Origin of the sequence: Herbiconiux gentiana (genome assembly GCF_024978135.1) — a bacterium.
Lineage (GTDB): Bacteria > Actinomycetota > Actinomycetes > Actinomycetales > Microbacteriaceae > Herbiconiux > Herbiconiux gentiana.
The window spans coordinates 275,679-299,694 of the sequence record NZ_JANTEZ010000003.1; the positions used below are offsets into that span (position 1 = coordinate 275,679).

General features: G+C 68.9%; 28 protein-coding genes. 10 read left to right on the top strand and 18 right to left on the bottom strand.

Annotated features, from left to right (window positions below; genetic code table 11):
* Positions 1 to 9: 9 nt before the first annotated feature.
* The 3 genes from NVV95_RS08335 to NVV95_RS08345 form a co-directional block, all read right to left on the bottom strand.
* Positions 10 to 339: a DUF5615 family PIN-like protein gene (locus NVV95_RS08335; RefSeq protein ID WP_259486084.1), complete on the bottom strand. Its 330-nt coding sequence runs from the start codon at positions 337 to 339 to the stop codon at positions 10 to 12.
* Positions 340 to 342: 3 nt separating this feature from the next.
* On the bottom strand, positions 343 to 567 hold the full coding sequence (locus tag NVV95_RS08340; RefSeq protein WP_259486085.1) for a DUF433 domain-containing protein: 225 nt from the start codon (positions 565 to 567) through the stop codon (positions 343 to 345).
* 74 nt (positions 568 to 641) lie between these two features.
* On the bottom strand, positions 642 to 1,862 hold the full coding sequence (locus NVV95_RS08345; RefSeq protein ID WP_259486086.1) for an MFS transporter: 1,221 nt from the start codon (positions 1,860 to 1,862) through the stop codon (positions 642 to 644).
* 155 nt (positions 1,863 to 2,017) lie between these two features.
* On the opposite strand from NVV95_RS08345, the gene NVV95_RS08350 reads away from it, so the two are divergent.
* The 7 genes from NVV95_RS08350 to nagB all read left to right on the top strand — a co-directional run bounded on the left by NVV95_RS08350 (position 2,018) and on the right by nagB (position 8,481).
* Positions 2,018 to 3,331: an ABC transporter substrate-binding protein gene (locus NVV95_RS08350; protein WP_259486087.1), complete on the top strand. Its 1,314-nt coding sequence runs from the start codon at positions 2,018 to 2,020 to the stop codon at positions 3,329 to 3,331.
* 70 nt (positions 3,332 to 3,401) lie between these two features.
* The gene (locus tag NVV95_RS08355) at positions 3,402 to 4,316 is read left to right on the top strand and encodes a carbohydrate ABC transporter permease (RefSeq protein WP_259486088.1); all 915 of its coding nucleotides are present in this window, start codon (positions 3,402 to 3,404) and stop codon (positions 4,314 to 4,316) included.
* A complete protein-coding gene (locus NVV95_RS08360; RefSeq protein ID WP_259486089.1) occupies positions 4,313 to 5,194 on the top strand; it encodes a carbohydrate ABC transporter permease in 882 nt (293 codons plus the stop codon). Before NVV95_RS08355 ends, NVV95_RS08360 begins: the two co-directional genes overlap by 4 nt.
* A gap of 26 nt (positions 5,195 to 5,220) precedes the next feature.
* Complete coding sequence (locus tag NVV95_RS08365; protein ID WP_259486090.1) at positions 5,221 to 5,925, top strand: GntR family transcriptional regulator; 705 nt, start codon at positions 5,221 to 5,223, stop codon at positions 5,923 to 5,925.
* Between the two features lie 32 nt (positions 5,926 to 5,957).
* A complete protein-coding gene (locus NVV95_RS08370; RefSeq protein WP_259486091.1) occupies positions 5,958 to 6,659 on the top strand; it encodes an N-acetylmannosamine-6-phosphate 2-epimerase in 702 nt (233 codons plus the stop codon).
* A 67-nt stretch (positions 6,660 to 6,726) separates the two neighbouring features.
* The gene (locus NVV95_RS08375; RefSeq protein WP_259486092.1) at positions 6,727 to 7,653 is read left to right on the top strand and encodes an N-acetylglucosamine kinase; all 927 of its coding nucleotides are present in this window, start codon (positions 6,727 to 6,729) and stop codon (positions 7,651 to 7,653) included.
* A gap of 42 nt (positions 7,654 to 7,695) precedes the next feature.
* Positions 7,696 to 8,481 carry a glucosamine-6-phosphate deaminase gene (gene nagB, locus NVV95_RS08380; RefSeq protein WP_259486093.1) on the top strand — a complete coding sequence of 262 codons (786 nt, stop codon included), beginning with the start codon at positions 7,696 to 7,698 and terminating at the stop codon, positions 8,479 to 8,481.
* 10 nt (positions 8,482 to 8,491) lie between these two features.
* Here nagB and NVV95_RS08385 read toward each other — a convergent pair whose 3' ends face one another.
* From NVV95_RS08385 to NVV95_RS08400, 4 genes are all read right to left on the bottom strand, one after another.
* The gene (locus NVV95_RS08385) at positions 8,492 to 9,718 is read right to left on the bottom strand and encodes a family 1 glycosylhydrolase (protein ID WP_259486094.1); all 1,227 of its coding nucleotides are present in this window, start codon (positions 9,716 to 9,718) and stop codon (positions 8,492 to 8,494) included.
* A gap of 14 nt (positions 9,719 to 9,732) precedes the next feature.
* Complete coding sequence (locus NVV95_RS08390; protein ID WP_259486095.1) at positions 9,733 to 10,554, bottom strand: carbohydrate ABC transporter permease; 822 nt, start codon at positions 10,552 to 10,554, stop codon at positions 9,733 to 9,735.
* Between the two features lie 71 nt (positions 10,555 to 10,625).
* Positions 10,626 to 11,567, bottom strand: a complete 942-nt coding sequence (locus NVV95_RS08395) for a carbohydrate ABC transporter permease (protein WP_259486096.1) — start codon at positions 11,565 to 11,567, stop codon at positions 10,626 to 10,628.
* Between the two features lie 52 nt (positions 11,568 to 11,619).
* The gene (locus NVV95_RS08400) at positions 11,620 to 12,960 is read right to left on the bottom strand and encodes an ABC transporter substrate-binding protein (protein WP_259486097.1); all 1,341 of its coding nucleotides are present in this window, start codon (positions 12,958 to 12,960) and stop codon (positions 11,620 to 11,622) included.
* Between the two features lie 135 nt (positions 12,961 to 13,095).
* Here NVV95_RS08400 and NVV95_RS08405 point away from each other — a divergent pair, with 135 nt between their 5' ends.
* Together NVV95_RS08405 and NVV95_RS08410 are read left to right on the top strand one after the other, a co-directional pair.
* Positions 13,096 to 14,100, top strand: coding sequence for a LacI family DNA-binding transcriptional regulator (locus tag NVV95_RS08405; protein WP_259486098.1), 1,005 nt, complete (start codon positions 13,096 to 13,098; stop codon positions 14,098 to 14,100).
* Positions 14,097 to 16,007, top strand: coding sequence for a glycoside hydrolase family 2 protein (locus NVV95_RS08410; RefSeq protein ID WP_259486099.1), 1,911 nt, complete (start codon positions 14,097 to 14,099; stop codon positions 16,005 to 16,007). The genes NVV95_RS08405 and NVV95_RS08410 overlap by 4 nt, the downstream gene beginning before the upstream one ends.
* Before the next feature lie 76 nt (positions 16,008 to 16,083).
* Here the strand turns inward: NVV95_RS08410 and NVV95_RS08415 are convergent, their stop codons facing one another.
* The 6 genes from NVV95_RS08415 to NVV95_RS08440 all read right to left on the bottom strand — a co-directional run bounded on the left by NVV95_RS08415 (position 16,084) and on the right by NVV95_RS08440 (position 19,631).
* Positions 16,084 to 16,587: a hypothetical protein gene (locus NVV95_RS08415; RefSeq protein WP_259486100.1), complete on the bottom strand. Its 504-nt coding sequence runs from the start codon at positions 16,585 to 16,587 to the stop codon at positions 16,084 to 16,086.
* Between the two features lie 9 nt (positions 16,588 to 16,596).
* A complete protein-coding gene (locus NVV95_RS08420) occupies positions 16,597 to 16,995 on the bottom strand; it encodes a hypothetical protein (RefSeq protein WP_259486101.1) in 399 nt (132 codons plus the stop codon).
* Positions 16,996 to 17,084: 89 nt separating this feature from the next.
* Complete coding sequence (locus tag NVV95_RS08425) at positions 17,085 to 18,401, bottom strand: DUF445 domain-containing protein (RefSeq protein ID WP_259486102.1); 1,317 nt, start codon at positions 18,399 to 18,401, stop codon at positions 17,085 to 17,087.
* Positions 18,402 to 18,494: 93 nt separating this feature from the next.
* Positions 18,495 to 18,734, bottom strand: a complete 240-nt coding sequence (locus NVV95_RS08430) for a toxin (protein WP_259486103.1) — start codon at positions 18,732 to 18,734, stop codon at positions 18,495 to 18,497.
* A complete protein-coding gene (locus NVV95_RS08435) occupies positions 18,731 to 18,994 on the bottom strand; it encodes a ribbon-helix-helix protein, CopG family (RefSeq protein WP_259486104.1) in 264 nt (87 codons plus the stop codon). Before NVV95_RS08435 ends, NVV95_RS08430 begins: the two co-directional genes overlap by 4 nt.
* Positions 18,995 to 19,190: 196 nt before the next feature.
* Positions 19,191 to 19,631 carry a Cro/Cl family transcriptional regulator gene (locus tag NVV95_RS08440; protein WP_259486105.1) on the bottom strand — a complete coding sequence of 147 codons (441 nt, stop codon included), beginning with the start codon at positions 19,629 to 19,631 and terminating at the stop codon, positions 19,191 to 19,193.
* Between the two features lie 259 nt (positions 19,632 to 19,890).
* Here NVV95_RS08440 and NVV95_RS08445 point away from each other — a divergent pair, with 259 nt between their 5' ends.
* Positions 19,891 to 20,394 (top strand): DinB family protein, encoded by a 504-nt coding sequence (locus tag NVV95_RS08445; protein WP_259486106.1) that lies wholly within the window; start codon positions 19,891 to 19,893, stop codon positions 20,392 to 20,394.
* An 81-nt stretch (positions 20,395 to 20,475) separates the two neighbouring features.
* On the opposite strand, the gene NVV95_RS08450 is transcribed toward NVV95_RS08445, so the two are convergent.
* The 5 genes from NVV95_RS08450 to NVV95_RS08470 are packed head-to-tail and all read right to left on the bottom strand — an operon-like array spanning position 20,476 to position 23,995.
* Positions 20,476 to 21,462 carry an aldo/keto reductase gene (locus tag NVV95_RS08450; RefSeq protein WP_259486107.1) on the bottom strand — a complete coding sequence of 329 codons (987 nt, stop codon included), beginning with the start codon at positions 21,460 to 21,462 and terminating at the stop codon, positions 20,476 to 20,478.
* Positions 21,463 to 21,491: 29 nt separating this feature from the next.
* Entirely contained in the window at positions 21,492 to 21,893 is a 402-nt protein-coding gene (locus tag NVV95_RS08455; protein ID WP_259486108.1) for a (R)-mandelonitrile lyase, read from the bottom strand.
* A complete protein-coding gene (locus tag NVV95_RS08460) occupies positions 21,890 to 22,216 on the bottom strand; it encodes a carboxymuconolactone decarboxylase family protein (protein ID WP_259486109.1) in 327 nt (108 codons plus the stop codon). Before NVV95_RS08460 ends, NVV95_RS08455 begins: the two co-directional genes overlap by 4 nt.
* 37 nt (positions 22,217 to 22,253) lie before the next feature.
* Positions 22,254 to 22,922, bottom strand: a complete 669-nt coding sequence (locus tag NVV95_RS08465) for an NADPH-dependent F420 reductase (RefSeq protein WP_259486110.1) — start codon at positions 22,920 to 22,922, stop codon at positions 22,254 to 22,256.
* Positions 22,923 to 22,978: 56 nt separating this feature from the next.
* A complete protein-coding gene (locus NVV95_RS08470) occupies positions 22,979 to 23,995 on the bottom strand; it encodes a zinc-dependent alcohol dehydrogenase family protein (protein WP_259486111.1) in 1,017 nt (338 codons plus the stop codon).
* Between the last annotated feature and the right edge of the window lie 21 nt (positions 23,996 to 24,016).

Genomic DNA, 24,016 nt, shown 5'->3' on the forward strand with positions numbered 1-24,016 from the left:
GCGCTTCGGTCAGCGGAGTTCGACGAGACCGTTGCCGGCCTCGATGGTTGCGACCACGGTGCCGATCAGCGGCTCGAACCACGCGATGAGGGCCTGACGCCGTGTGTTGCCGACGCGGATCCAGACGATCGCCGGCCCATCGCCCCCGAGGGCGAGCATGGCGGGAAAGTCCTCGTCCTTCGTGACGAGCACCGCCCCGCGATCGAGCGCGTAGAGCCAGAGCTCCCGATCGGACACGTCGACCGGGCCGATGTCCGCGACGTGTTCCGCCTGATGGCCGTGGGCGGTCAGCATGCGGGCGAGCGCCGGCGGAAGCTGAGCGTCGACGAGGAAGCGCACGAACTAGGACGCGAGCAGGATCGGGTGATCGGCCTGCGCTGCCGCGTAGGCCAGACAGGCCCTGATGTCATCGGCCGTGAGGTACGGGTAGTCATCGAGGATCTCCGCCTCGGACGCCCCGGCGGCGAGGAGGGACAGGACGTCGGTGACCCGAACGCGCGTGCCGCGAACCGCGGGCCGGCCGTGCACGACCTCCGGGTCGACGACGATGCGATCAAGAAGCGACATGCCACCAGAGTAGCGGCGGGAGACGGCCATCCGCCCGTGCCGTCGCGGAATCGTCGCTTCATCGGAGGGCGGAACTAGTCCACCGAGAGCGGGACGCTCTCAGCTCTGCCGGGGAGCACGATCAGTGACAGCGCCGCCGTGAGCGCCGAAGCCCCCAGCACGACCCACGTCACCGCCGCCGAGCCGCTCGCCCCCACGACCACCCCCGCGCCGAGCGTCCCCGCCCCCACCCCGAGCGTCATCGCACTCACCACCCAGCCGTTCGCCTCGGTGAGGGCCGCCGCCGGGCTGAGTTGCGAGATCCGCTCGAAGACCTGACCGAGCGTCGGCGGCAGCATCAGCCCCGAAAGCCCGGCGGCGACGAGGTACGCCACGTTCGGCAGCGACGTCGCGGCGAGCGGCAGGTAGCCGACGGCGAGCAGCACCCCGCACACCGTGAGCAGCCGCGCCGGCGTCGAACCGAGCGGCCGGATCCCGACGACGGTCGCCCCGACGAGGGCTCCGAGCGCGTTCACCGCGAGCATCCACCCCGCCAGCCCCGCGCTGGAGCGCGCCGCTTCGGACGCCGTCGCGACGATGGTCAGCGCACCGACCGGCACGCCGATGCCGAACGTGAACACGGCGACCCGCGCGACCGCCGGAATCAGGATGGGCGAACGGACGCCCGGGTGGCGGGGACCAGCGCCGCGTCGGCTCCTCGAGGCAGCGCGCGGCGCGGCGTTCAGCACGAACGCGATCGCTCCGACCAGGCCCAGCGCCCCCGCGAACAGCAGGTTCCCGACCGGCCCGAACACCGCGATCCCCAGAACGGTGAGCAGCGGCCCGACGATGAAGATGATCTCCTGCGCCCCGGCATCCAGGATGAACGCCGCCTTCAGCTGCGGCCCGGGCGCCACCAGCCGCGGCCACAGCGCGCGCAGCGCCGGCTCGAGCGGCGGTGTGAACACCCCGGCGGCCGCGGCGAGCGCCACGGCGAGCCCGGGTGCGGTCCCCAGGGCCAGCGCCATCCCCGCGAACGCGAGAAAGCTCAGGATGCCGCTGACCGCCAGCACGGCCGTCTGCCCGACGCGGTCGATCAGTCGTCCGAGAAGTGGCTGCCCCACCGCGCCGGCGACCACGTAGACCGCCGTCACCAGTCCCGCGAACCCGAAGTCGTCGCTCGTCGCCCGAACGAGCTGCACGATCGCCAGCGCGGCCATGGCGCCGGGCAGGCGGCCGAGCAGCGACGTGACGAGGAGGTATCCGGTGTGCCGGGTTCTCAGCACGTCGACGATCGGATACCTCGCGCTGGTCATAGGCCCAGTCTGGCGGAAGCCCGCCCGCCACCAATAGCCACTGGACCGTACCAATGTTTCGTTTGAGTTACATGCTCGCTTAATTCGCCATTGCTATGGGACAGTAGATACCACAACTGGACCGTACCACTGGAGGAATGATGCGTAGGAAAGCAATGGCGCTCGGCGCGATGGTCGTGTCGGCAGCGCTGCTTGCCGGCTGCTCGGCGGGCTCGAACGGGTCGGCCGGCGATGAAGGCTCCGGCGAGGGCACCGTGAAGCTGGTCGCCTGGCCGGGCCCGGAGGGTGACGCGATGAGCAAGGTCGTCGACGCCTACAACGCCGGTCAAGGCGAAGACGACGGTGTGGACGTCGAGTTGACGCTGCTGTCGCGGCAGGACACGTTCTCGAAGGAGGCCGCGCTGATGGCGTCGAAGTCCTCCGACGTCGACATCTACTTCACCGCGTCGTACAACATCGGTCAGTTCGCCCCCTCGCTCGAGCCGCTCACCGACATCGACACCTCGGCGTACTTCCCCGTCGCGGCCGAGGGCCTCACCTACGAGGACGAGCTGTACGCGCTCCCGCTCGACGTGAGCAACCACTTCCTGCTCTATCGCAAAGACCTGACCGATGCTCTGCTGAGCGACCCGGCCGCACAGGCCGAGTACGAGACGGTCAGCGAGTCGGTCCTGGGCGAGAAGCGAGCGCCGAAAGACCCCGCCGAGTGGGACCTGGACGACTTCAAGGTCGCGGCGGCCTACTTCTCGAAGAGCGAGAACCCCGATTCCCCCACCGAGTACGGCACCATCCTGCAGGCGAAGAACCTCCTCTACAACACGATGATCTGGAACGACGTGCTGTGGGGCTACGGCGGCAATTGGGAGGAGGACGGCCAGGCCGCGCTCACGAGCGATGCCGCGAAGAAGGCCGTCGAGCTCTACGCCGACATCTACAAGAACGGCTGGACCTCCCCCGACAGCGCCCAGGCGGAGTTCCCCGAGACGCAGGCCGCGCTGCAGTCGGGCGACACCGCGTTCGCCATCCAGTGGTCCGCCGCCTTCGCCGCGCTGAACGACCCCGCTCAGTCGCCTGACGTGGCGGGAAAGATCGCGATCGCCCCGGTTCCCGGCGGAAAGACCCACGTGCACGCGCTCGCCGTCTCGCTCAACAAGTACAGCGAGAACAAGGCCGCCGCGAAGAAGTTCCTCTCGTTCCTGGCGTCGACCGACGCGATGACCCAGTACGCCCAGGCGGGCGGCATCCCGCCCATGCCCGAGGTGCTGGAGGCCCAGGCAGCCGTGAACCCGGCCTTCGCCCAGGTGTCCGAGACCATCGACGAGAACGGCTTCTCCGAGCCCGTCTTCCCGAAGACGTTCCAGGCCTACAGCAAGCTGGCCGAGGACCTGAGCGGAGCCTGGGTCGGCCAGACGGACGTCGACGACGCACTCGAGACCGCCAACGCCAACCTGCAAGAGCTGCTCGGCTGATCGACTCCCTGGGGCGGGCCGTCCTCGGCCCGCCCCTCGGTCTCCTCCTGCACAGAAGGTCGAACCACAGATGCCACCCACCGTCGCCGAACGCCCGAGATCATCTGCCACGGAACGCCGCAAGCGCACCACGGCAGCCGTGATCCTGAGCCTGCCCCTCATCCTCTTCGCCGCCGTCTTCGTGATCTACCCGCTCGCCTCAGGGGCACTCACCGCCTTCCAGAGCAGCACCCTGCTGGACCAGTCCAACGAACCGAACGGCATCGACAACTTCGTCTCGCTCTTCCGCAGCGACGGATTCGCGAAGGCCGCCGGCTTCACCCTCGGCTTCTCCGCCGCCGTCGTCGCGATCGAGATGGTGCTCGGGTTCGCCCTGGCCCTGCTGATGAATCGGGCGTTCCCCGGCAAGAAGCTGTTCTTCACCCTGCTCCTCCTGCCGATCATGGTCGCTCCGGCTCTGCTCGGCGTGATGTTCCGGTTGCTGCTGAACGGCGACATCGGCGCCCTGCCCGCACTGCTCGACAGCGTCGGCCTCAGTGTCTCGCTGTTCTCCCCCGACTCCGTCGTCCCGTTGCTCGTCGTGCTCGACGTGCTGCAGTGGACGCCCTTCACCTTCCTGATCATCTACGCGGGTCTGCAGTCGTTTCCGAAGGAGCTCCTCGAAGCCTCCGCGATGGACGGGGCCGGTTACCTGAGGTCGCTGACGTCGGTGATCGTGCCCGTTCTCAAGCCGGTGCTCTTCGCGGCCTTCTTCCTCCGTGCGATCGACGCCATCCGGACCTTCGACGTCATCTACGTGCTGACCGCAGGCGGGCCGGGCACCAGCACCACCACTCTCAGCATCTACATCTACAAGACCGCATTCGAGTCGGGCGACTTCGGCAAGGCCGCCGCGGCCGCGCTCGTCGTGCTGGTGTGCCTGATCCCGTTCGTGCCGTTCATCGTGCGACGTATCTCCTCGACCGGAATGGAGGCCAAGAAATGAGCGTCCTGGTCAACGACTCGACGACGACCGCGGCCGAGCGGCCACCCGCGAAGGCTCCGGGCCACCGCAGAGCGTGGGTCTTCACGATCGTCGCCGGCGTCATCGCGCTGATCGTCAACGTGCCGCTGCTCAACGCGGTGCTGGTGAGCTTCAAGCCCGACGGCGAGATCGCGAAGAACCCGATCTCCCTCCCCACCTCGCCCACGCTCGACCACTACGCGAACGTGCTCTACGCATCGGGTTACGACTTCCCCCGCTTCTTCGCCAACTCGGCGATGATCGCCGTGGGAACCGTGCTGCTCGTCCTGGTCATCGCCATTCCCGCCACCTACGCCATCGTGCGACTGAACTTCGGCGGACGGTGGATCATCAGCAGCGCATCCGGACTCCGCCTGCTTCCCGCCATCTTCTTCGTCGTGCCGTTCTTCATCCTGTTCTCGACCCTCGGGCTCGCCGACACCATCCCCGGCCTGATCGCCGCGAACACCTTCCTCAATCTGCCGCTCGCGATCATCCTGCTCTCGTCGGCCCTCGGCGACATCCCGCAGGAGATCGAGGAGGCAGCGGCGGTCGACGGTGCCAGCATCTATCGCACGCTCGGGTCGATCGTGCTCCCGCTGCTGGCACCCACCATGGTCGCCGTGTCGGTGCTGGTGTTCATCTTCAGCTGGAACGACTACCTGTTCGCCCTGGTGCTGTCGACCTCGAGCGCCACACCGGTCACCCTCGGCGCGGCGAACTTCATCACCAGCACCGGCATCCGGTGGGGCGACATCTCCGCCGCCTCGGTGCTGTCCACCCTGCCCCCGCTCCTCTTCGCCGTGTTCGCGCAGCGCTACCTTGTTAGTGGCCTGTCCTCCGGCGCGGTCAAGGGATGACCGGGGAAGGCGGGGAGGGACGAATCGTGGTCCACAAGTACGAACAGGTCGCGGCCAGCATCCGGGAATCGATCGCCCGGTCCCTCTCGCCGCACGATGCGCTGGCGTCCGAACGCGAGCTCATGGCCATCCACGGCGTGAGCCGGATGACCGTGAGGAAGGCCATCTCGGTCCTCGTGGAGGAGGGCCGGGTCTACAACGTCCACGGCTCGGGCACCTTCGTCGGTTCGGCCGACATCTTCTCGAAGACCCCCAAGCTGACCTCGTTCACCGAGGACATGATCAGCCGGGGATCGACCCCCTCCTCGCGGGTGCTCGAACTGACGCGCATAGCGGCGCCCGACCAGGTCGCGTCGGCCCTCGGTCTGGCCCCGTCCAGCGAGGTGACGAAGATCCGAAGGCTGAGACTGGCCGACGACACCCCGATCGCGCTCGAAGAGGTCTACCTTCCGACGACGGTGCTGCCCACCGAGTCGCTGAACCTCGGTTCGTCGCTCTACGAGCAGCTCCGCGTGGCCGGGTACGAGGTGTTCCGAGCCGAGCAGGAGATCATGGCGATCTCCCTGTCGGCCGACGACAGTCACCTGCTCGACGTCGCGGAGGGCTCTGCCGCGCTCTCCGTGACCCGGGTCAGTTCCTCGCGCCGTGGTCAGCTGATCGAATTCGCCCGCACCACGTACCGGGCCGACCGGTACACCTTCCAACTGGCCGTCACCCGGGACGACAAATGACGTCCGACCCGACCCCCGACAGAAAGCTCCCCATGCTCCACACCCTGCGCGGCCGCCTCATCGTCTCCTGCCAGGCCTACCCGGGCGAGCCCCTCCGAGACTCCGAGACGATGGCGCGGATCGCCCAGTCGGTGGTCATCGGCGGAGCTGCGGCCATCCGCTCCCAAGGGCTCGACGACATCCGGGCGATCGCCCGCAGCGTGGCCGTTCCCCAGATCGGTCTGTGGAAGGTCGGCTCGGACGGGGTGTTCATCACGCCGACGCTCACGCACGCCCTGGCGGTCGCCGACGCCGGCGCCGACGTCGTCGCGATCGACGGGACACGCCGCGAACGACCCGACGGGCGCACCCTGGAGCAGACCATCCGCGAGCTGAAGCAGCGTGCGGACGTGCTGGTGATGGCCGATGCGGGAAGCGTCGACGACGGGCTGGCGGCCGAAGACGCGGGTGCCGACATCGTGGGCACCACGCTCGCCGGCTACACCGGTGAACGACCTCGGACCACGGGGCCGGACCTCGAGCTCGTCAACGCGCTCGCCGCTCGCCTCCGCGTCCCGCTCTTCGCCGAGGGGCGCATCCACACCCCCACCGAGGCGCGCCGGGCACTGGAGGCCGGCGCCTACTCGGTGGTCGTGGGGACGGCCATCACCCATCCCGCCTCGATCACCTCGTGGTACGTCGACGCCATCGCCGGCGAGCGCAGCCGGATCGCCGACGAGCAGCTCCAGGGCTGATCCCGACAGTCGTGCGGACGGAACGAACCCGGGCCGGCGGCGCCCTGCCACCCGTAGAGAGGAACCAGTGGTCGACTTCGCAATCGACATCGGGCAGACCCAGGCCCGCATCCGAGTCGTGCAGCACGGCGGGCCCGGCCGGGAACTCGAGACCGCCGGCTTCGTCTACGGCTCGGACCTTCTCGGCAGCATCACCCGGATCGTGACGGAATGCGCCGGGACTCTCGGTCTGGACCGTGTCGACGCGGTGGCGGTGGGGAGCACCGGCCTGCACGGTCGGGTTCCCGCCGTCGACGAGGTGCTGCGTCAGCTGAACCGCACCCTGACGACGACGTCGATCGTGCTCGCCGACGATGCGGTCACGGCCTACCTCGGAGCCCGGGGCGATCAGGACGGCGTCGTCGTCGCAGCGGGAACCGGCATGGTCGGCCTCGGTCTCGGACCGGCCGGGGCCACCCGGGTGGACGGGGTCGGGTACCTCATCGGCGACGAGGGCTCGGGCTGGTGGATCGGACGACGGGGCATCATCGCCGCGATCAGCGCCGCCGACGGGCGCCCCGATGGATCGGCCGCGCTCCTCGCCCGGCTGCAGACCCGCTTCGGCGCCGTCGCCGACTTCCCCGGCACCCTCGCGGCCGACCCCTCCCCCGTGGCGGTCGTGGCGTCCTTCGCGAAAGACGTCGCCGACACCGCCAGGGACGGTGACGCGGTGTCCGCCGGCATCTGGCGCGAGGCCGGCGAGCACATCGGTGGCGTGGTCGCCGCCGCGGCCGCGGGAGCCGGGTTGGGCGACCGCCCGCAGTGGACACTCATCGGACGGCTGTCCCGAGCGGACGACCTCCTTCAGCCCGGCCTCGACGCGCGGCTGAGGCCTCTCGCACCACAGGCATCACGCGTCCCACCCGTCGGCGGGCCGCTCGACGGCGTCAGCAGACTCCTGCACGTCGACGTCAATCGCTATGGGCCGCTGATTCGCGCGAGCCGCATCGGCTGACGAACCCGCGCCGACTCCCCCGTACCCTCACCGGAGATCACCATGGAAATCCTCATCCTCCCCACCCCGGCCGATGTCGGCCGCGCGGCCGCCGGCGTGATCGCGGCGGTCGTCGCGAATCGTCCGGAAGCCGTGATCGGCCTCGCCACGGGGTCGAGCCCGCAGGGCATCTACCGCGACCTCGCTCGTCGGGTCGACGCGGGCGAGATCGCGTTCGAGCGCGCCCGCGGTTTCGCCCTCGACGAGTACGTGGGCATCCCGCAGGAGCACCCGCAGTCCTACGCCAGCATCATCGCTCGCGACGTGGTCGAGCCGCTCGGGTTCGATCCCTCCCTCGTCCAGGTGCCCGACGGCCGGGCGAGCGACCTCGACCTCGCGGCGAGGCAGTACCAGGCAGCCATCCTGGCCGCCGGCGGCATCGACATCCAGATCCTGGGGATCGGGACCAACGGGCACATCGGCTTCAACGAACCGACGTCCTCCTTCGCCTCGCGCACCCGCATCAAGACGCTCGCCCTCCGCACGCGCGAAGACAATGCGCGGTTCTTCGCGACACCCGACGAGGTTCCCACCCACTGCCTGACGCAGGGACTCGGAACGATCCTCGACGCCCGCGCCCTCGTCCTGGTGGCGCAGGGCGAGCAGAAAGCCGACGCCATCGCGGCGGCGGTCGAAGGACCCGTCAGCGCGTTCGTGCCGGCGAGCGCGCTGCAGCTGCACGAACACGCGACCATCGTGGTCGACGAAGCGGCCGCATCACGGCTCCGGCTCACCGACTACTACCGCTACACCTACGACAACAAGCCCAAGTGGCAACGAACGCACTGAACGCCTGCGATCAGCCCTCCCGCGCCGCCACCGCCGCCCGCCGGAACACCTCGAACGCCTCGTTCCGCACCCGCTCGAGTCCGAGGTCGGCGCCCCGGACGAGGTCGACGATGCCGAACTCGAGCATCCAGTCGTCGGGCTTCAGCTGGTCGAAGCGGTACAGCCAGTCGACCATCGAGAAGAAGGGGAACCACGTGAAGCCGATGATGGGGTGGCCCTCGGACCGCATCGCCTCGAGCACCGCTCCCGCCTCGCGCATCCAGTCGATCTTCTCGGCGGGAGTGCCCACCAGGGAGGTCTCGGTGACGGCGATGGGCAGGCCGTAGCGATCGGAGTAGAGCGAGACGAGGGCGCGCAGCCCTCCCCCGTCGTTGTGCACCGGGGTGAGCCTGCCGTCGACGAACTCGCCGGTGGTGAAGTGGGGGTAGTAGTTCACCCCGATCACGTCGGGCGTGACGGCGTTGTCACGGAACCACTGCAGCTCCGCCTCCGTGACCCCGTGCGAGGTCAGCCAGGGGTGCAGCGGGGCGTCGGCGTCGACGCGCCCCGTGATCAGGTCGAGGGCGACGAAGCGCCGTTCCTCGAGCAGCTCTCGTGAGAGCAGCGGCGACTCCCCGTCTCCTCGGTACAGAAAGCCGGCGTCGACGTGCACGAAGGTGGCGTCCGGATGCACGGCGGCGATCGCCCGCTGCGTGAGCACCATGCCGCGAGCCAGCTGCAGGGTCACCTTGACGAAGCCGTCATGGCCCGAGAGGTAGGGCGGCCATTTGGCGTTCTCGCCGCACCATTCCGCGTTGACCACCGGTTCGTTCAGCGGGGTGAAGTCGGTGAAGACGTCACGGTACCGCTCGGCGACCGCGCGGCCGTACGACGCCACCCGCTCGGGATAGCCGGCGTTGATGAACGAGTTGTCGAGCCACAGCGGCGTGCCGTAGTGCATCAGGTCGACGATGCAGCGCAGCTTCAGTTCGCGCATCCGCTCGGCGACCTGGTCGAGCCACGACCAGTCGAACTCGCCCGGCCGCGGTTCGACGAGGTACCACGGGATGCCCCACCGCACGAACTCGGCCCCGCTCTCGGCCACCAGGTCGAGGTCCTCGCGCCACCGAGCGTAGTGCTGGGTGAGCTCGTACTCGTCGAGCTTGCGATGGCCGACCGCTTCCTGCGGGATGAAGGTGTCCTCGATGCCGACGCCGTAGTGCAGGCGGTCTTCGCGGTACCAGGGGGTGTCGCTCACGCGGCATCCTTTCGTCATTTCAGGCCCGTGGTGGCGATGCCCGCCACGAAGCTGCGTTGGATGAGGAGGAAGAACAGGATGACCGGCAGCATCGCCAGGAGCGAGCCGGCCATCAGCAGGCCGTACTCCACGACGTGCTGCCCCATGAAGAGGGCGAGACCGGCCGGCAGCGTCGACGTCTCCACCGACGACGACATGACGAGCGGCCAGAGCAGGTCGTTCCAGTTGTACTGGAAGTGGAACAGCCCGAGCGTCAGCAGAGCGGGGCGGGACAGCGGCATGATGATGCCCCAGTAGATGCGCCACTCCGAGGCTCCGTCGACCCGCGCCGCCTCCTCGAGGTCCTTCGGAAGGGACAGGAAGAACTGCGTGAGGAAGAAGATGCCGAACGCGTTCGTCATCCTCGGGATGATCAGGCCGGGGAGGGTGTTCGTCAGCCCCAGGCCGTTCAGCATGTCGTAGAGCGGGATGAGCGTCACCTGGAACGGCAGCATCAGGAGCAGCAGGATGAGCACCATCACCACGGCCCGGCCCTTGAACGGCAGGCGGGCCAGGGCGTAGGCCGCCATCGAGTCGAACAGCAGCGAGATGATCGTCACGCTGCCGGCGAAGACGATCGTGTTGACGTAGAGGCGGGCGAACGGGATGCGGTCCCACACCTCGACGAAGTGCTCGAGAGTGAGCTCCCGGGGCCAGAGCGTGGGCGGCGCGCTGACGATGTCGCTCTCGGGCTTGAACGCGGTGAACACCATCCAGATGATCGGCAGCAGCATGAGCAGGCCGATGGCGATGGAGGTGATGGCGAGCAGCCAGGTGGTGGCCCGGCGGGTGGTCATCCGTCTGGGGTTCGCTCTGCCGGGGTTCACCCGCTCAGTGCTCGCGCTTCTGGTGAGGGTCGTCGCGGCCATCAGTAGGTCACCCGCTTCCGTCGGAGATAGCCGAACTGCACCATCGAGAGGATGAACACGAAGACCACGAGCACGAACGAGATCGCCGAGGCGTAGCCGAAGCGGAGCTCCTGGAAGCCCTCGCGGTAGACCAGCATCACGAGCGTCTCGGTGCGGAAGAACGGGCCGCCGCGGGTCATGACGTAGATCTGGTCGAAGGCCTGCAGGGTCGCGATCAGCGCCAGCACGGAGACGAGCAGGGTCTGGTTCGACAGCAGGGGCAGAGTCACGTTGCGGAAGCGCTGCCACACGCCCGCGCCGTCGAGCCGGGCCGCCTCGTACATGTCCACCGGAATGGACTGCAGCCCCGCCAGGTAGATGACCATGTAGAAGCCGACGTTCTTCCAGACCCCCACGATCATGACCGCCACCATCGCGTAGCGCGGGTCACTCAGCCAGCCCTGTTCGGGCACGATGCCCACGAGGCTCAGCCAGTGCGAGATCAGACCGATGTTGGGGTCGAGCAGGAAGGCCCAGGCGATCGCGATGATGCCGAGCGACACGATGAAGGGCAGGAAGATCGCGGTGCGGGCGAACGCCCGGCCGAGGAAGGCCTGGTTGAGCATCAATGCGAACGCGAGCGCCAGCACGACGGTCACCGGGGTGACCACGAGGGCGTAGAGCACGGTGTTGCCGAACGCGTTCCAGAACGCGCCGTCGGAGAGCAGCTCGGTGTAGTTGTCGAGGCCGACCCACTCGGCCGCCCGGATCAGGTTGTAGTCGGTGAAGGACAGGTAGAGGGCCTGCACCATCGGGTAGACCGTGAACGCGATAAGGATGAGCAGGGTGGGCGTGAGGAAGAGCCACGCGGTCAGCGAGCGCCGGTGGCTCACCCGGAGGGCGGGCCGCCGCCGCTTCGGCGGTTGGAGCTGAACGGTGGGCCGTTCTGCGGTGGTCGTCATGGGGCGCCTTTCGCGGAGGGCGGGTGCGCGAGGCACCCGCCCTCCGGGTGGATCACTTGTCGAGTTCGGCCTGCACCTGGGCGGAGGCGTCGGTGAAGATGTCCTTCACCGAGCCCTCGCCGTTCAGCGCCTTCTGCACCGAGGGATTGAAGATGGTCTCCATGATCGGGCCGCCGCTCGCGACGCCGGGCAGGAGGGTCTTCGAGACGTCGGTGACGTCGGCCGCCCCGAAGATCGCCGGGTACGGGCTCGCGGTCACCTTGTCGGCCACGTCGGCCCGGTTCGGCGGGAAGCCGGATCCATCGGCCCAGGTGGTCTGGCCCTCGGCCGAGTTCCAGTAGGCGAAGAACTCGTACGCCGCCTTCTTCTGCGCGTCGCTCGTGCCGGCGGGCAGGCCCATCGACACGACGTCGGCGAGCACCGCCTCGTCGCTCGGACCGGCCGGGGGCTTGGCGAGACCGTAGTCGAGGCCGGCCTCGTCGAACCCGGTCGTCATCCACGGGCCGACGATCTCGATGGCGGCCTTCTGTGTCTGGAACAGCTTGTCCGCATCCGCGCCCGACATGCCGATCTGGGTGGCCTTCTGGTCGCGGATCAGCGAGACCCAGAAGTCGAGGGCCTCGATCGACTCGGGGTCGCCGAGCGTGGACTTCGTGCCGTCGTCGTTGGCGATGCTGCCGCCGGTGCCCCAGAGCATCGAGGCGAAGACGGGGACCGTCTCGTGATCGGCCATGGCCAGAGCGAACTGCTCGGGCTGGCCGTCGCCGTTCTCGTCGACGGTGAGCTTCGGCACCATGCTCGCGAGCTCGTCCCAGGTGGCCGGCGGCGCCTCGGGGTCGAGCCCGGCGGCCGAGAAGAGGTCCTTGTTGTAGTACATCATCATGGGCGTGAAGTTCACGGGCACCCCGTAGTTGACGCCGTCGAACACGGAGGCGTCGACCGCTGCGGTGGCGAGCGCGGCGCTGTCGTTCGAGGAGTCGGAGTAGTAGTCGTCGAGCGGCTCGAACAGGCCCTGGCTCGCGAACTGGGGCATGCGCGACGCCGACATCGCGATGATGTCGGGGCCGTCGTTGCCGGCGACGGAGGTGAGGACCTTCTGGTACAGGGTGTCCCACGGCATGATGTTCGCCTTGACCTCGACGTCGTCCTGCGACGCATTGAAGTCCTCGATCACCTTCTCGAGCGCCGGACCGTCGGGCCCGGTGAACCCGTTCCAGAAGTCGAGCGTGACCTTGCCCGAGGCGTCGGGCTGATCATCCTTGCCACCCGAACCCTGACCGGTGCAGCCGGCCAGCGCGAGGCCCGTGACGGCCAGGGCGGCCACGACGGTCAGCGGGCGAATGGTGTGACGGGAACGCTGCTCACGTGAACGGCGCCGGTGCTGTGTCTTCATCGACTTTCTCCTTCGTGTGTCGTTCAACGTTGAACGAGAGGACAAATACCGTTATACATGACTGGTAATCGTTGAACAAGGCGTTACCGTGAAGGTGATCAGCCGGATGCACGCGATACGGAAGGGAGGTCGGCAATGGCGCGGCCCACACTGAAAGACGTCGCCGATCGCGTCGGCGTCTCGGCCAAGACGGTGTCGAACGTGGTGAACGGAACCGGCTGGGTGACCGCCGAACTGCGCGAGCGCGTGCAGGTCGCGCTGGTCGAGGTCGGCTACCGACCGAACGCCGCCGCACGCCAACTGCGCAGCGGACGCAGCGGGATGATCGCCCTCGCCGTGCCCGAGCTCAGCCAGCCGTACTTCGCCGAACTGGCGGCCTCCCTCGTGCGCGAGGCCCAGGGGCGCATGATCACCGTGCTCGTGAATCAGACCGACGGCCTCGCCGACGTCGAGCGCAAGATCAGCGAGGGCATCGGCGCGACCGCCGTCGACGGCATCATCCTCAGCCCCCTTGCACTCAGCGCCAGCGACCTCGAGGGGCGCCGCGACGGCACTCCCCTCGTGCTGCTCGGCGAGCACATCGGAACCAGCACCTTCCCGCACGTCACGGTCGACAACACGGCCGCGGCGAAGGCGGCGACGCAGCACCTGCTGTCGATCGGCTGCCGCCGCATCGCCGCGATCGGTGCGCAGGACCACGGGCCGAACGAGACGGCGCTGCTGCGACTCGCCGGGTACCGCGCCGCGCTCGAGGAAGCGGGCATCCCGGTCGACGAGTCGTTGATCCTGCCGGTCGACGGCTTCCATCGCGCCGACGGCGCCCGGGCCGCCCGCACCATCCTGAGCAGCGGCCTCCGACCCGACGGCATCTTCGCCTTCAACGACCTGCTCGCCCTCGGAGCGATGCACGCCCTGGCCGCGGCGGGTGTCGGCGTGCCCGACGACGTCGCGGTGATCGGCTTCGACGACATCGAGGAGGGCCAGTACAGCACGCCCACGCTGAGCTCCGTCTCGCCGAACACCGGCGAGCTCGTCGCTACGGCGATCGATTTGCTGCTCGCCCAGCCGCCCGAGCCGGGGATGCACACCGTCGGGTTCACGATCACCCATCGCGCCAGCACGAAAGGTCCAGCGCAATGACCATCACGACGACCCCCGTCCCGGCCCCCGTCTCGGCCCCCGTCTCGGCTTCCCGAGCCGTTGAGCTCCCCGACGCGACGACCCAGGACGGCAGCTACCCGAGGCCTCAGCTGATGCGCTCCGCCTGGCACGATCTCTCCGGCACCTGGGACTTCGAATGGGATGACGACGACGAGTACGAGCACGACGCCGTGCCCTTCTCCCGCCGCATCGAGGTGCCGTTCCCGCCCGAGTCGCCGGCATCGGGCATCCATGAGACCGGGTTCCACTCGCGCGCCTGGTACCGCCGCACGGTCGGCGCGAGCGAGCTGCAGGCCGCAGGTGTGCCGACGGATGCGCGGGCCGAACCGGGGCGGGTGCTTCTGCACTTCGGCGCCGTCGACCATGCGGCCAGCGTCTGGGTCGACGGCCACCTCGTGGCCACGCACCTCGGCGGGCAGACACCGTTCTCGGCCGACATCACCCGCCTCGTGCACTCCCGGAACGAGGAGCTCACGATCGTGGTGCGCGCCGTCGACCTGCCCGACGACGTCTCGACGCTGCGCGGCAAGCAGGACTGGCGCGAGGAACCGCACACCATCTGGTATCACCGCACGACGGGCATCTGGCAGCCGGTGTGGCTCGAGTGGGTGCCGCCGGTGGCCGTGGGCTCGATCACCTGGCGATCGGATTTGACGACGTCGACGGTCGAGGCCGACATCGAGCTCGCCGGGCCCGTCGACGCCGCCGACTCGGTGAGCGTCACCCTCAGCCATCTCGGCGAGACCATCGCCGCCACGAGAGTTCAAACGATGGGCGAGCGCACGGTCTCCGTGCGACTCGTGATCCCCCGCCAGCTGAACGGGCAGCAGTACGAGGAGCTGCTTTGGAGCCCCTCGTCCCCGACGCTGATCGGAGCACGGATCTCGGTGCAGGGGGCCGATCCGGAGGCCCCCGTTCTCGACGCCGTGTCGAGCTACCTCGGCCTGCGCAGCGTCGCGACCTCCGACGACGCCCTGCTCCTCAACGACCGACCGATCTATCTCCGCTCGGTGCTGGCCCAGAACTACTGGCCCGAATCGCATCTCGCCGCGTCGGCGGAGACGCTGCGGCGCGAGGTCGAACTGATCCTCGAGCTCGGCTTCAACGCGGCTCGCGTGCACCAGAAGGTCGAGGACCCGCGCTTCCTCTACTGGGCCGACCGGCTGGGCCTGATGCTGTGGGGCGAGACCGCCAGCGCCTACGCCTTCGACCCGACGTCGATCAGCGCACTCGTCACCGAGTGGACCGCCGTGCTCGAACGCGACCGCTCGCATCCGTCGATCGTCGCCTGGGTGCCGCTGAACGAGAGCTGGGGGGTGCAGCACATCTCGCACGACCCCCGTCAGCGCGCCTTCAGCCGCGCGATCGCCGACCTGACCCGGGCGCTCGACGGCACGCGACCGGTCATCTCGAACGACGGCTGGGAGCACACCGACTCCGACATCATGACGATCCACGACTACGAGGCCGACCCGGCCACGCTCGGCGAGCGGTACGGCAGTGCCGAGAGCCTGCGCCGGATGATCGACGGGTTCGGGCCGGCGGGCCGGCGGATGTCCGCGGACCCGGACGCTCGGACGCCGTCTGGCGTCGGATGCGCGCATCCGCACCGCCCCATCATGCGCCCGATCATGCTGACCGAGTTCGGCGGAGTGAGCCTCGCGACCGGCGACTCGGGCGACTGGGGCTACTCGACTGCGCACGACGTCGAGGCGTTCGAGCAGCAGGTCACGGCCATCCTCCGCGCGGTGCGGTCGTCGGCGCCCCTCGCCGGCTTCTGCTACACCCAGCTCACCGACACCGGCCAGGAGACGAACGGCCTGCTCTACGCCGACCGCTCCCCGAAGTTCCCCGTCGACCGCATCCGCGCGGCGGTGCGGGGGTAGCGCGCCCCGTGCGCGTCAAGGCCGCTAGTCGCCCGTCGCTCGGGCCCCGGCGCTGGGCGGTCGATCAGCAGCTCTTCTAGTCATCTAGGCACGAGCCGAGGTCGACCCCGGCCTCGATGAGCTCGTCGACCTTCGCCTGTCGCGTCTTCGGCACCGTAAGACCGTTCTCCTCGAGGCACGCGTCGAGCAGGGCGCCATCGGCCCGCTCATCCTGATGAGCGAGCTGCCACGAGTCGTCGACCAGGACGAACTCGGATCGGTAGCAGGGATCGGCGATCCCGACGTCGTCAGCCTCGGCCAGGTAGCGATAGTCGATGAGGGTGCTGTTCGCGTCGAGGACTTCTACGGGGTAGCCGCCTTCTGCCATGCAGGCCTGGAAGGCTGCGAAAGCCGCCTCGTATTCGGCCCGGTCTACGGCTCCGTCGGCGAGCGCCTCTTCCTGCGCGATCGACGGGGTGGGCGCGCTGGCGTCGCGGCCCTCAGAGTCGGCATTAGCTGCGACGCCGACACATCCGGTGAGAATGGACCCGGCGAAGATGGCGCCGGCGAAGATCGAAGTCACCCGTTTCAGTGCAATCATCAGTGCTCCCTATGTCGTGAACGGCCAGCCGCCTGAGAACCCCCAGGCTTTGTAGCCGCAATCGTGAGACGCGCCGACAACGGTGCCGCCGGGGTGGTGGGTGACGATGCCCGCGGCCGCCTGCCAGGGGCTGCTGTAGGTCGGGCTTCCGGGATAAACCCGATAGCGGACCTGCACCCGGGCCTGTCCGCACCCCAGCTTCGGATTCGGGCTGGTCGGCGAGGCCGTCTGCCCACCCAGGGCCTGAGAGCTTTTGCCCGTCACCGACAGTCCCTGCGTGCAGTTCTTGTATGCGGTTCCGGTGGCCGTAGCCGGCAGGCCACCGGCGAGCTGGATCCCGCCGACCAAAGCGAGCGCGAGCCCGGCCACAACAAGGCGCCGCCACGGTTGTCTGCTTCGCTGGTGCACGCACTCTCCTCGGTGACCGTCTCGTCTGCTTACCACGCACGCTAAGGCGACCCCGGTCGCGGGTCTATGAGTACTTGCTACTTACCGCGTCAGGCGCCGAGCAGCGCATGCACCCCCGTAGCGACCGCGAAGATCGCCAACCCCGCCAACGCCCCCACGACGGTCCCGTTGATCCGGATGAACTGCAGATCCCGCCCCACCTGCAACTCGATCTTCTCCGTCGTCTCCCGCGCATCCCACCGCTGCACCGTGTCGCTGATCACCGACGCGAGGTCGTGCCGGTACTTCTGCACCGCATACCCCGCCGCGTCGGCGATCCACGCGTCGATCTTCGCGGCGAGCATCCGATCGCTTGAAAGCCGCACCCCCACGTCGACCAGCGCCGAGGTGGCGGCGGCTCGAAGCTCGCTCGCAGGGTCGGCCAGGGCTTCAGCGAGCGCCCGCTTGGCCGCGTCCCAGAGCTGGGCGGCGAACGAGCGCAGCCGGGGGCTCTCGAGGAACTCGGCCTTGATCTGCTCGACCCGCGCCGACATCGCGGGGTCGTGCTGCAGCCGGTCGGTGAGGTCGTCGAGGTAGCCGTCGACGGCCAGGCGAAGCGGATGCTCGGGGTCCCCCTTCACCGCCTGCAGCAGCTTCACCAGCTCCCGGTGCGCCCGATCGTCGGCGAAGTCGCGCGCGAACCCGGGCATCCACCGCGGCAGGCGGGTGGCGACGACCGAATCGAGGGCATCCGGATGCTCGTCGAGCCACGTCGCAGCAGCATCGACCAGCGCGTCCACGACCGCGCGCTGCTGATCGGCCGCCACCAGCTCGGCGCCCATCCGCCCCAGGGTCGGCGCCCACTCCTTCTCGAACAGGTGCTCGCGCGCGAGCCGCTCGATCAGGCTCTCGACGTCGCGGTCGCTGAGGAACCGCAGCAGCCCCTGCGCCATCACCGCGCCTTCGCTGCTCGCGCGCTCGGCGTTCGCCGGATCCTTCAGCCACGCCCCCAACCGGTCGGCGACGCTGAAGGTCGCGAGCTTGCTGCGCACCACCTCGTCGGAGAGGAAGTTCTGCTCGACGAACTCGCCGAGGCTCACCCCGATCTCGTCTTTACGGTTCGGGATGATCGCGGTGTGCGGGATGCGCAGCCCCAACGGATGCCGGAACAACGCCGTCACCGCGAACCAGTCCGCGAGCGCACCGACCATCGCACCCTCGGCCGCGGCACGCACGTACCCGAGCCACGGATACTCGTCCTGCAGCGCGAACGCCACCGCGAACACGACCGCGGCGCCGACCAGCAGCGCGGTCGCGATCGCCTTCATGCGCCGCAACGCGGCCTGCCGCTCGCGGTCGGCGGCGCTCAGCGGGGTGCCGCTCGTGCTCGTGCTCGTGCTCGTGCTGGTGCTGGTGCTCGTCGCCATCCTGCTCCTCCCGTCACGCCCGGAGTCACCACCGTACCCACGCGCCCGGCCGCCCGCTCGGCTGCGATTCCAAGCGTCGCCTTCGGGCCAGTTTCAGGGCAGGAGGTCGAACATCTGCGGCCGCGCCCTCATCGAGTGGATGATCAGCTCGTTCCCGCTATCGAACCTCAGCACCACCAGCTCGAGCAATCGTCCGGCGGAGTCGAAGCCGAGTCGCAGCTGGCGTGCCGGGTTGTCGTCATCGAGGTCTTCCGCCCACAGCGGCCAGGTCGCAGCCTGCACCGAGTCCTCGGGGTCGATGCCGTGCTTCAGCGCTAACGGATGGACCTTCATGCGGCCGACGCGACCAGAGCCTCGCGCACGACCTCCGACCGCGTCTTGTGCTCCCGCGCGGCCCGATCGTCGATCGCCGCGAGTTCTTCAGCCGTGAGTCGGATCGCGACCACCTGAGTCGGCTGAGCCCCACGGCCCGGTCGTCCCCGCCCACGCCTCTTCAAAGCCTCGACGTCATAGCCGCGCTCTGCCTCAGCCGCCCAGGCGTCAATCTGCTCTGACGTGACCGGGACTCCGTTGATGGTCTCGCGCTCATCCATGCGGCTTATCGTAATACGAAATAAAGTTGGCAACCAGACTCGCCTTGCGCGCATCCAGTCGCTCATGGATGCAATTTTCACCGTCGCCCGCGACCCGCCCTACAGCTGACGTTCTGCCCTCGAGACAACAGGTGGCACCACTGCAACTCGCTCAACCCCGCGATAATGTCGTCGCGGTTCAAGGCGGTTGTCATGGTCACATGCTCGCGAAGGTGTCGCGCCAGGCGAGGACGCCGCGCTTGGCGAATTCATCCGGCACCTCGGAGAGAGGCCGAACGGGGTCGGAAGGATCGACCTCGAGTGTCCGCGGCTCGGCGACGAATCGCTCCGGCTGGTCGACCCAACCGGGCAGCGGGATTCCCTCGGCCCGCAATCGCCATTCGACCAGCGCAGCGATCGCGGCATCCCACAAAGGTTCGCCGGTCTGCTCCGGCTCAGCGAGACCCAGGATGCCGCGAACGAGGCCGTACTCGGCGACCAGGTCGTCGTTGAGCTGCAGCAATGCGCGCAGCGCACGGTCTCGGTCGTTCTGCCTGAGACGTAGGCGGATCTCGGCCGCTGCCGTCGCCGCGTCATCCCGCCGGGTGGGAGCCGAGTAGAGACGGTGACCAGCGCCGGCCAGCAGCCGGTCGACCATGCTGCAGCCCGCGTCCCGGCCGCCTTCAGACCGGGACACACTGCCCTGGTCGATAAGAGCGCGGTCAGCGAGCGGCCCCTGGGTGAGCCGGCGGCTCTTGCGAGCAGCACTCGGGTCGGAGTCCTGACGGCCAAAGGAGCTCGGCTCGGTTCCCTGGCGACGCTGCAACTCGAGTTGCTTCGATGCAACTGCAGGCGCACATCCGCAATCGCATCACCCGGAGGCTGCGGCAACGGGCGGTGTCGGACATACTCGACGCATGGAACGCACCGATCATCCGCACGCCTGGGACGAGCGATCGACCCTGCTCACGATGCTGCAGTACACCCGCGACACCGCCATCGAGAAAGCAACGGGTCTGACGGATGCGCAGGCCGCCGCAGCCCCCATCGCCACCTCCCCCCTGATGACCGTCGGCGGCGTGATCAACCATCTGCGCTGGGTCGAGCACTCGTGGATCGAGAACCGCTTCGTCGGCGGCCCCGATCTCGGGCCCTGGACCGACGAGTCCCCCGACCGGGAGTTCATCGACGGCGCCACGATGCCGCTGCAGGAGGTGATCGACGCCTTCCGCGCACAGGCATCCGTCACCGACGCGATCATCGCCGACGCCCAGCTCGACGACCGATCGACGATCCCGTTCCGCTCGGGCGAGCATCCGACGCTGCGCTGGCTGATTCTCCACCTGATCGAGGAGAACGCCCGCCACAACGGCCACATCGACATCATCCGCGAACTCATCGACGGCACCACGGGCGACTGACCCAAGGCGCAGAGCCAGGCGAGCTCAGCGGATGCCGGCCGGTTGGCGGACAGGTCCGGAACCGGGCATCCGCCGCCCCGTTCACCCGCCCACGTACCCCATGTGCTGCTCGTTGTACCGGTCGCCCTGAACGCCGAGGCGTGAGGCGAGGGTGTCGAGGTCGGCGACGTCGTCGGCCGAGAGCGCCGCCCGCGTGGCGCCGGCGTTCTCGTCGAGTCGCGAGATGCGGCGGGTGCCCGGGATGGGCACGATCCACGGATGCTGCGCGAGCAGCCAGGCCAGAGCGACCTGCCCCGGGGTCACCCCTCGCGCCTCGGCGAGCTGCGTCACGTGATCGACGAGCGCCTGGTTCGCGGCACGGTTCTCGGCATCGAACCGCGGGATGCTGCCCCGGACGTCGCCCGCGCCGAACGGGGCCGCCGTGTCGACCGTGCCGGTAAAGAAGCCCTTGCCGAGCGGGCTGAACGGCACGAAGCCGATGCCCAGCTCGGCGAGCGCCGGCAGCACCTCGGACTCCGAGTCGCGGGTCCAGAGCGAGTACTCGCTCTGCACGGCGGTGACGGGGAACACCGCGTGAGCCTTCCGGATGGTCGCCGCACCGGGCTCGGAGAGGCCGAAGTAACGCACCTTCCCCTCCTGCACCAGCTCGCCCACGGCCCCGGCCACGTCCTCGATCGGCACGTCCGGGTCGACGCGGTGCTGGTAGAAGAGGTCGATCGTGTCGGTGCGCAGCCGCCGCAGTGAGGCGTCGGCGACCCGCCTGATCTGGTCGGGCCGGCTGTCGAGGCCCACCGACTTCCCGTCCCGGATGTCCCAACCGAACTTGGTCGCGATCACGAGCTGGTCGCGCACCGGCTCGAGGGCCTCACCGACCAGTTCCTCGTTCACGTAGGGGCCGTAGACCTCGGCGGTGTCGAAGAAGGTGATCCCCCGGTCGACGGCGGCGCGGATCACGCCGATCATCTCCTCGCGGTCGCCGGGGTTCGGGCCGTAGCCCTGCGACATGCCCATGCAGCCGAGGCCGATGGCGGAGACGTCGAGTCCCTGTCCGAGTGTTCGCGTGTGCATTGCGCTCTCCTTCTTCTTTCCGCTGCGATCTAGGGCCGGTGGTAGTCGGCGTCGGTGACGTGCTCGAGCCAGACGGTGGTGGTGGCGGCATCCTCACCCATCTCGAGGCAGGCGAGGTGCTGCATGAAGTCGTCGGGGGTGGCACCGTGCCAGTGCTCCTCGCCCGGCGGGGTGTAGATCGTCTGCCCTGGCCGCGCCTCGATGACGGTTCCGTCGCGGCTGCCGAGCAGCGCCACGCCCTCGGTGATGTGCAGCGTCTGGCCTCGCGCGTGGGAGTGCCAGGCGGTGCGGGCGCCGGGGCTGAACCGCACCAGGGCCACGGTGGCGCGCTGGTCGTCGTTCTGCGGCGACACGATCGCGTCCACCCACACGTCGCCGGTGAACTGCTCCGGCGGGTTCTTCACGGTGACGGGCTTAGGGATGATCGTCATTCGGAGAACACCTTCTTCGCGACACCCATCGCGGCCATGCCCTTCGGCCAGCCGGCGTAGAAGGTGACGTGCGTGATGGCTTCGATCAGCTCCTCCTCGGTCACTCCGTTCTCGACGGCGCGCCCGAGGTAGAACTCGAGCTGGGCGGTGTCACCGCCCGCGGCGAGAACGGCCACGGTGATGAGACTCCGGTCGCGGGCCGACAGTTCGGGCCTGTTCCAGACGTCGTCGAAGAGCACGTCGTCGGTGAGGGCGGCGAGCTTCGGCGCGACGTAGCCGAACAGGCGACGGCCGCCGCCGACTTGCTTGGGCTGATCAGTCATGGGGTTCTCCTATCGGTTGTCTGACGTGTCGCGGGGTTCAGGCGCCGGCGCGCACGACGGTGATGTTGAAGTCAAAGGTGCCGAGCCGGTTGTAGAGGGCGAAGAACAGTCGCGAGTACATCTCGGTGGCGCGTGCGGCCGTGATGTCGCCCAGGTCGATGATCGATCGGGCCGGCCATCCGAACTGCTCCAGGATGCCGATGACCACGTCCTTGGCCGACGGGTCGTTCCCCGCGACGAAGATCGAGTGCTCGCCGGGCACACGGGCGGGGTCGATCATGACCTCGTAGTACACCGTGTGCAGCGACTTCACCACGAACGTGTCCGGGAACGCGGCCTGGATCCGCTCGCCCAGCGAGTCGGTGTTCGCTGTGGTCAGCGTCGGCGGCAGCCCGGCGGACAGGTCCAGCGGGATGGCGAGATCCAGCAGCACTTTGCCGGAGAGCGCTGCTGCGCCGACGGTCTCGAGGGCGGGCAGGGCGTGGGCGCCGGCGACGGCGTTGAGGATCAGCTCGCTGGCCTCGCTCGCCTCCCGGAAGGTGCGGAGCGCGATGGCGGGGTGCTGCTTCTGCCAGGCGGGGTAGTCCGCGGAGCGTCGCGTGTCGGCGACGTCGCGTGTGCCGACGCTGACGTCGTGCCCGAGCTCGGCGAGGCGTCCGGCGAGCGCTCGCCCGACCATCCCGGTTCCCAGAACAGCGATCTTCATGGTGTGCCTTCTCTCTCGTGCGGGTGGATCGGAACAGTGCGGATTAACCCAAGCAGCTACGGCTGAAGCAGCACCTTGATGGCGCGGCGCTCATCCATCGCCTTGTACCCCTCGGCGGCGTCCTCGAGCGGGAGAGTGAGGTCGAAGACCTTGCCCGGGTCGATCTTCCGGCTCCAGATCAGCTCGATCAGCTCCGGCAGGAATCGGCGCACCGGGGCGGGCCCGCCGTGGAGGTGCACGGCGGAGAAGAACAGCTCCTCACCGGGGATCTCGACGTCGTGGGAGACGCCGACGAAACCGACGTGCCCGCCGGCGCGGGTGGAGCGGATGGCCTGCATCATCGATTCCTGCGTGCCGACGGCCTCGATCACCGAGTGGGCTCCGAGCCCGTCGGTGAGCTCTCTGATCTTCGCCACGTCGGCGTCGCCGCGCTCCTCGACGATGTCGGTGGCACCGAACTCGCGGGCGAGCTGCTGCCGGGAGGCGTGGCGGCTCATCGCGATGATGCGCTCGGCGCGGAGCTGCTTCGCGGCGAGCACGGCGAGAAGGCCCACCGCGCCGTCTCCCACGACCGCGACGGTCTTGCCCGGGCCGACCTCGGCCGCCACGGCACCGAACCAGCCGGTGCCCAGCACGTCGGAGGCGGCCAGCAGACTCGGGATCAGCTCGGGGTCGGGCATCCCCGGGGTGGCGACGAGGGTGCCGTCGGCCAGAGGCACGCGCAGCAGCCCGGCCTGAGCGCCGCCCACGAACTCGCGGTGCACGCACGACGACTGGTAACCGGCCTGGCAGATCGGGCAGGTGTTGTCGGAGGCGAAGAACGACCCGATGACGAAGTCACCCACCTTCACGGTCGTCACGTCGTCGCCGACCTCCTCGACGACACCGGCGTACTCGTGACCCATCGGCGTCGGCTGATCGACGTGGTTGATGCCGCGCCAGTCCCAGAGGTCCGATCCGCACACGCACGTCGCGGCGAGGCGGATGACGGCATCGGTGGGCTTCACGACGCCGGCGTCGTCAAGGTTCTCGACTCGCACGTCGCCGGGGCCGTAGATGACTGCTCCACGCATGGGTGGGCTCCTTTCGGGTGG

Excerpts from the sequence above, each read along its gene's own strand:
- NVV95_RS08415 (WP_259486100.1), bottom strand. The coding sequence starts at position 16,587 with ATGATTGCACTGAAACGGGTGACTTCGATCTTCGCCGGCGCCATCTTC.
- nagB (WP_259486093.1), top strand. The coding sequence starts at position 7,696 with ATGGAAATCCTCATCCTCCCCACCCCGGCCGATGTCGGCCGCGCGGCC.
- NVV95_RS08340 (WP_259486085.1), bottom strand. The coding sequence starts at position 567 with ATGTCGCTTCTTGATCGCATCGTCGTCGACCCGGAGGTCGTGCACGGC.
- NVV95_RS08465 (WP_259486110.1), bottom strand. The coding sequence starts at position 22,922 with ATGAAGATCGCTGTTCTGGGAACCGGGATGGTCGGGCGAGCGCTCGCC.
- NVV95_RS08445 (WP_259486106.1), top strand. The coding sequence starts at position 19,891 with ATGGAACGCACCGATCATCCGCACGCCTGGGACGAGCGATCGACCCTG.
- NVV95_RS08405 (WP_259486098.1), top strand. The coding sequence starts at position 13,096 with ATGGCGCGGCCCACACTGAAAGACGTCGCCGATCGCGTCGGCGTCTCG.
- NVV95_RS08440 (WP_259486105.1), bottom strand. The coding sequence starts at position 19,631 with ATGGTCGACCGGCTGCTGGCCGGCGCTGGTCACCGTCTCTACTCGGCT.
- NVV95_RS08400 (WP_259486097.1), bottom strand. The coding sequence starts at position 12,960 with ATGAAGACACAGCACCGGCGCCGTTCACGTGAGCAGCGTTCCCGTCAC.
- NVV95_RS08430 (WP_259486103.1), bottom strand. The coding sequence starts at position 18,734 with ATGAAGGTCCATCCGTTAGCGCTGAAGCACGGCATCGACCCCGAGGAC.
- NVV95_RS08350 (WP_259486087.1), top strand. The coding sequence starts at position 2,018 with ATGGCGCTCGGCGCGATGGTCGTGTCGGCAGCGCTGCTTGCCGGCTGC.
- NVV95_RS08455 (WP_259486108.1), bottom strand. The coding sequence starts at position 21,893 with ATGACGATCATCCCTAAGCCCGTCACCGTGAAGAACCCGCCGGAGCAG.
- NVV95_RS08470 (WP_259486111.1), bottom strand. The coding sequence starts at position 23,995 with ATGCGTGGAGCAGTCATCTACGGCCCCGGCGACGTGCGAGTCGAGAAC.
- NVV95_RS08345 (WP_259486086.1), bottom strand. The coding sequence starts at position 1,862 with ATGACCAGCGCGAGGTATCCGATCGTCGACGTGCTGAGAACCCGGCAC.
- NVV95_RS08360 (WP_259486089.1), top strand. The coding sequence starts at position 4,313 with ATGAGCGTCCTGGTCAACGACTCGACGACGACCGCGGCCGAGCGGCCA.
- NVV95_RS08460 (WP_259486109.1), bottom strand. The coding sequence starts at position 22,216 with ATGACTGATCAGCCCAAGCAAGTCGGCGGCGGCCGTCGCCTGTTCGGC.
- NVV95_RS08395 (WP_259486096.1), bottom strand. The coding sequence starts at position 11,567 with ATGACGACCACCGCAGAACGGCCCACCGTTCAGCTCCAACCGCCGAAG.
- NVV95_RS08390 (WP_259486095.1), bottom strand. The coding sequence starts at position 10,554 with ATGACCACCCGCCGGGCCACCACCTGGCTGCTCGCCATCACCTCCATC.
- NVV95_RS08425 (WP_259486102.1), bottom strand. The coding sequence starts at position 18,401 with ATGGCGACGAGCACCAGCACCAGCACGAGCACGAGCACGAGCACGAGC.
- NVV95_RS08450 (WP_259486107.1), bottom strand. The coding sequence starts at position 21,462 with ATGCACACGCGAACACTCGGACAGGGACTCGACGTCTCCGCCATCGGC.
- NVV95_RS08435 (WP_259486104.1), bottom strand. The coding sequence starts at position 18,994 with ATGGATGAGCGCGAGACCATCAACGGAGTCCCGGTCACGTCAGAGCAG.
- NVV95_RS08355 (WP_259486088.1), top strand. The coding sequence starts at position 3,402 with ATGCCACCCACCGTCGCCGAACGCCCGAGATCATCTGCCACGGAACGC.
- NVV95_RS08370 (WP_259486091.1), top strand. The coding sequence starts at position 5,958 with ATGCTCCACACCCTGCGCGGCCGCCTCATCGTCTCCTGCCAGGCCTAC.
- NVV95_RS08410 (WP_259486099.1), top strand. The coding sequence starts at position 14,097 with ATGACCATCACGACGACCCCCGTCCCGGCCCCCGTCTCGGCCCCCGTC.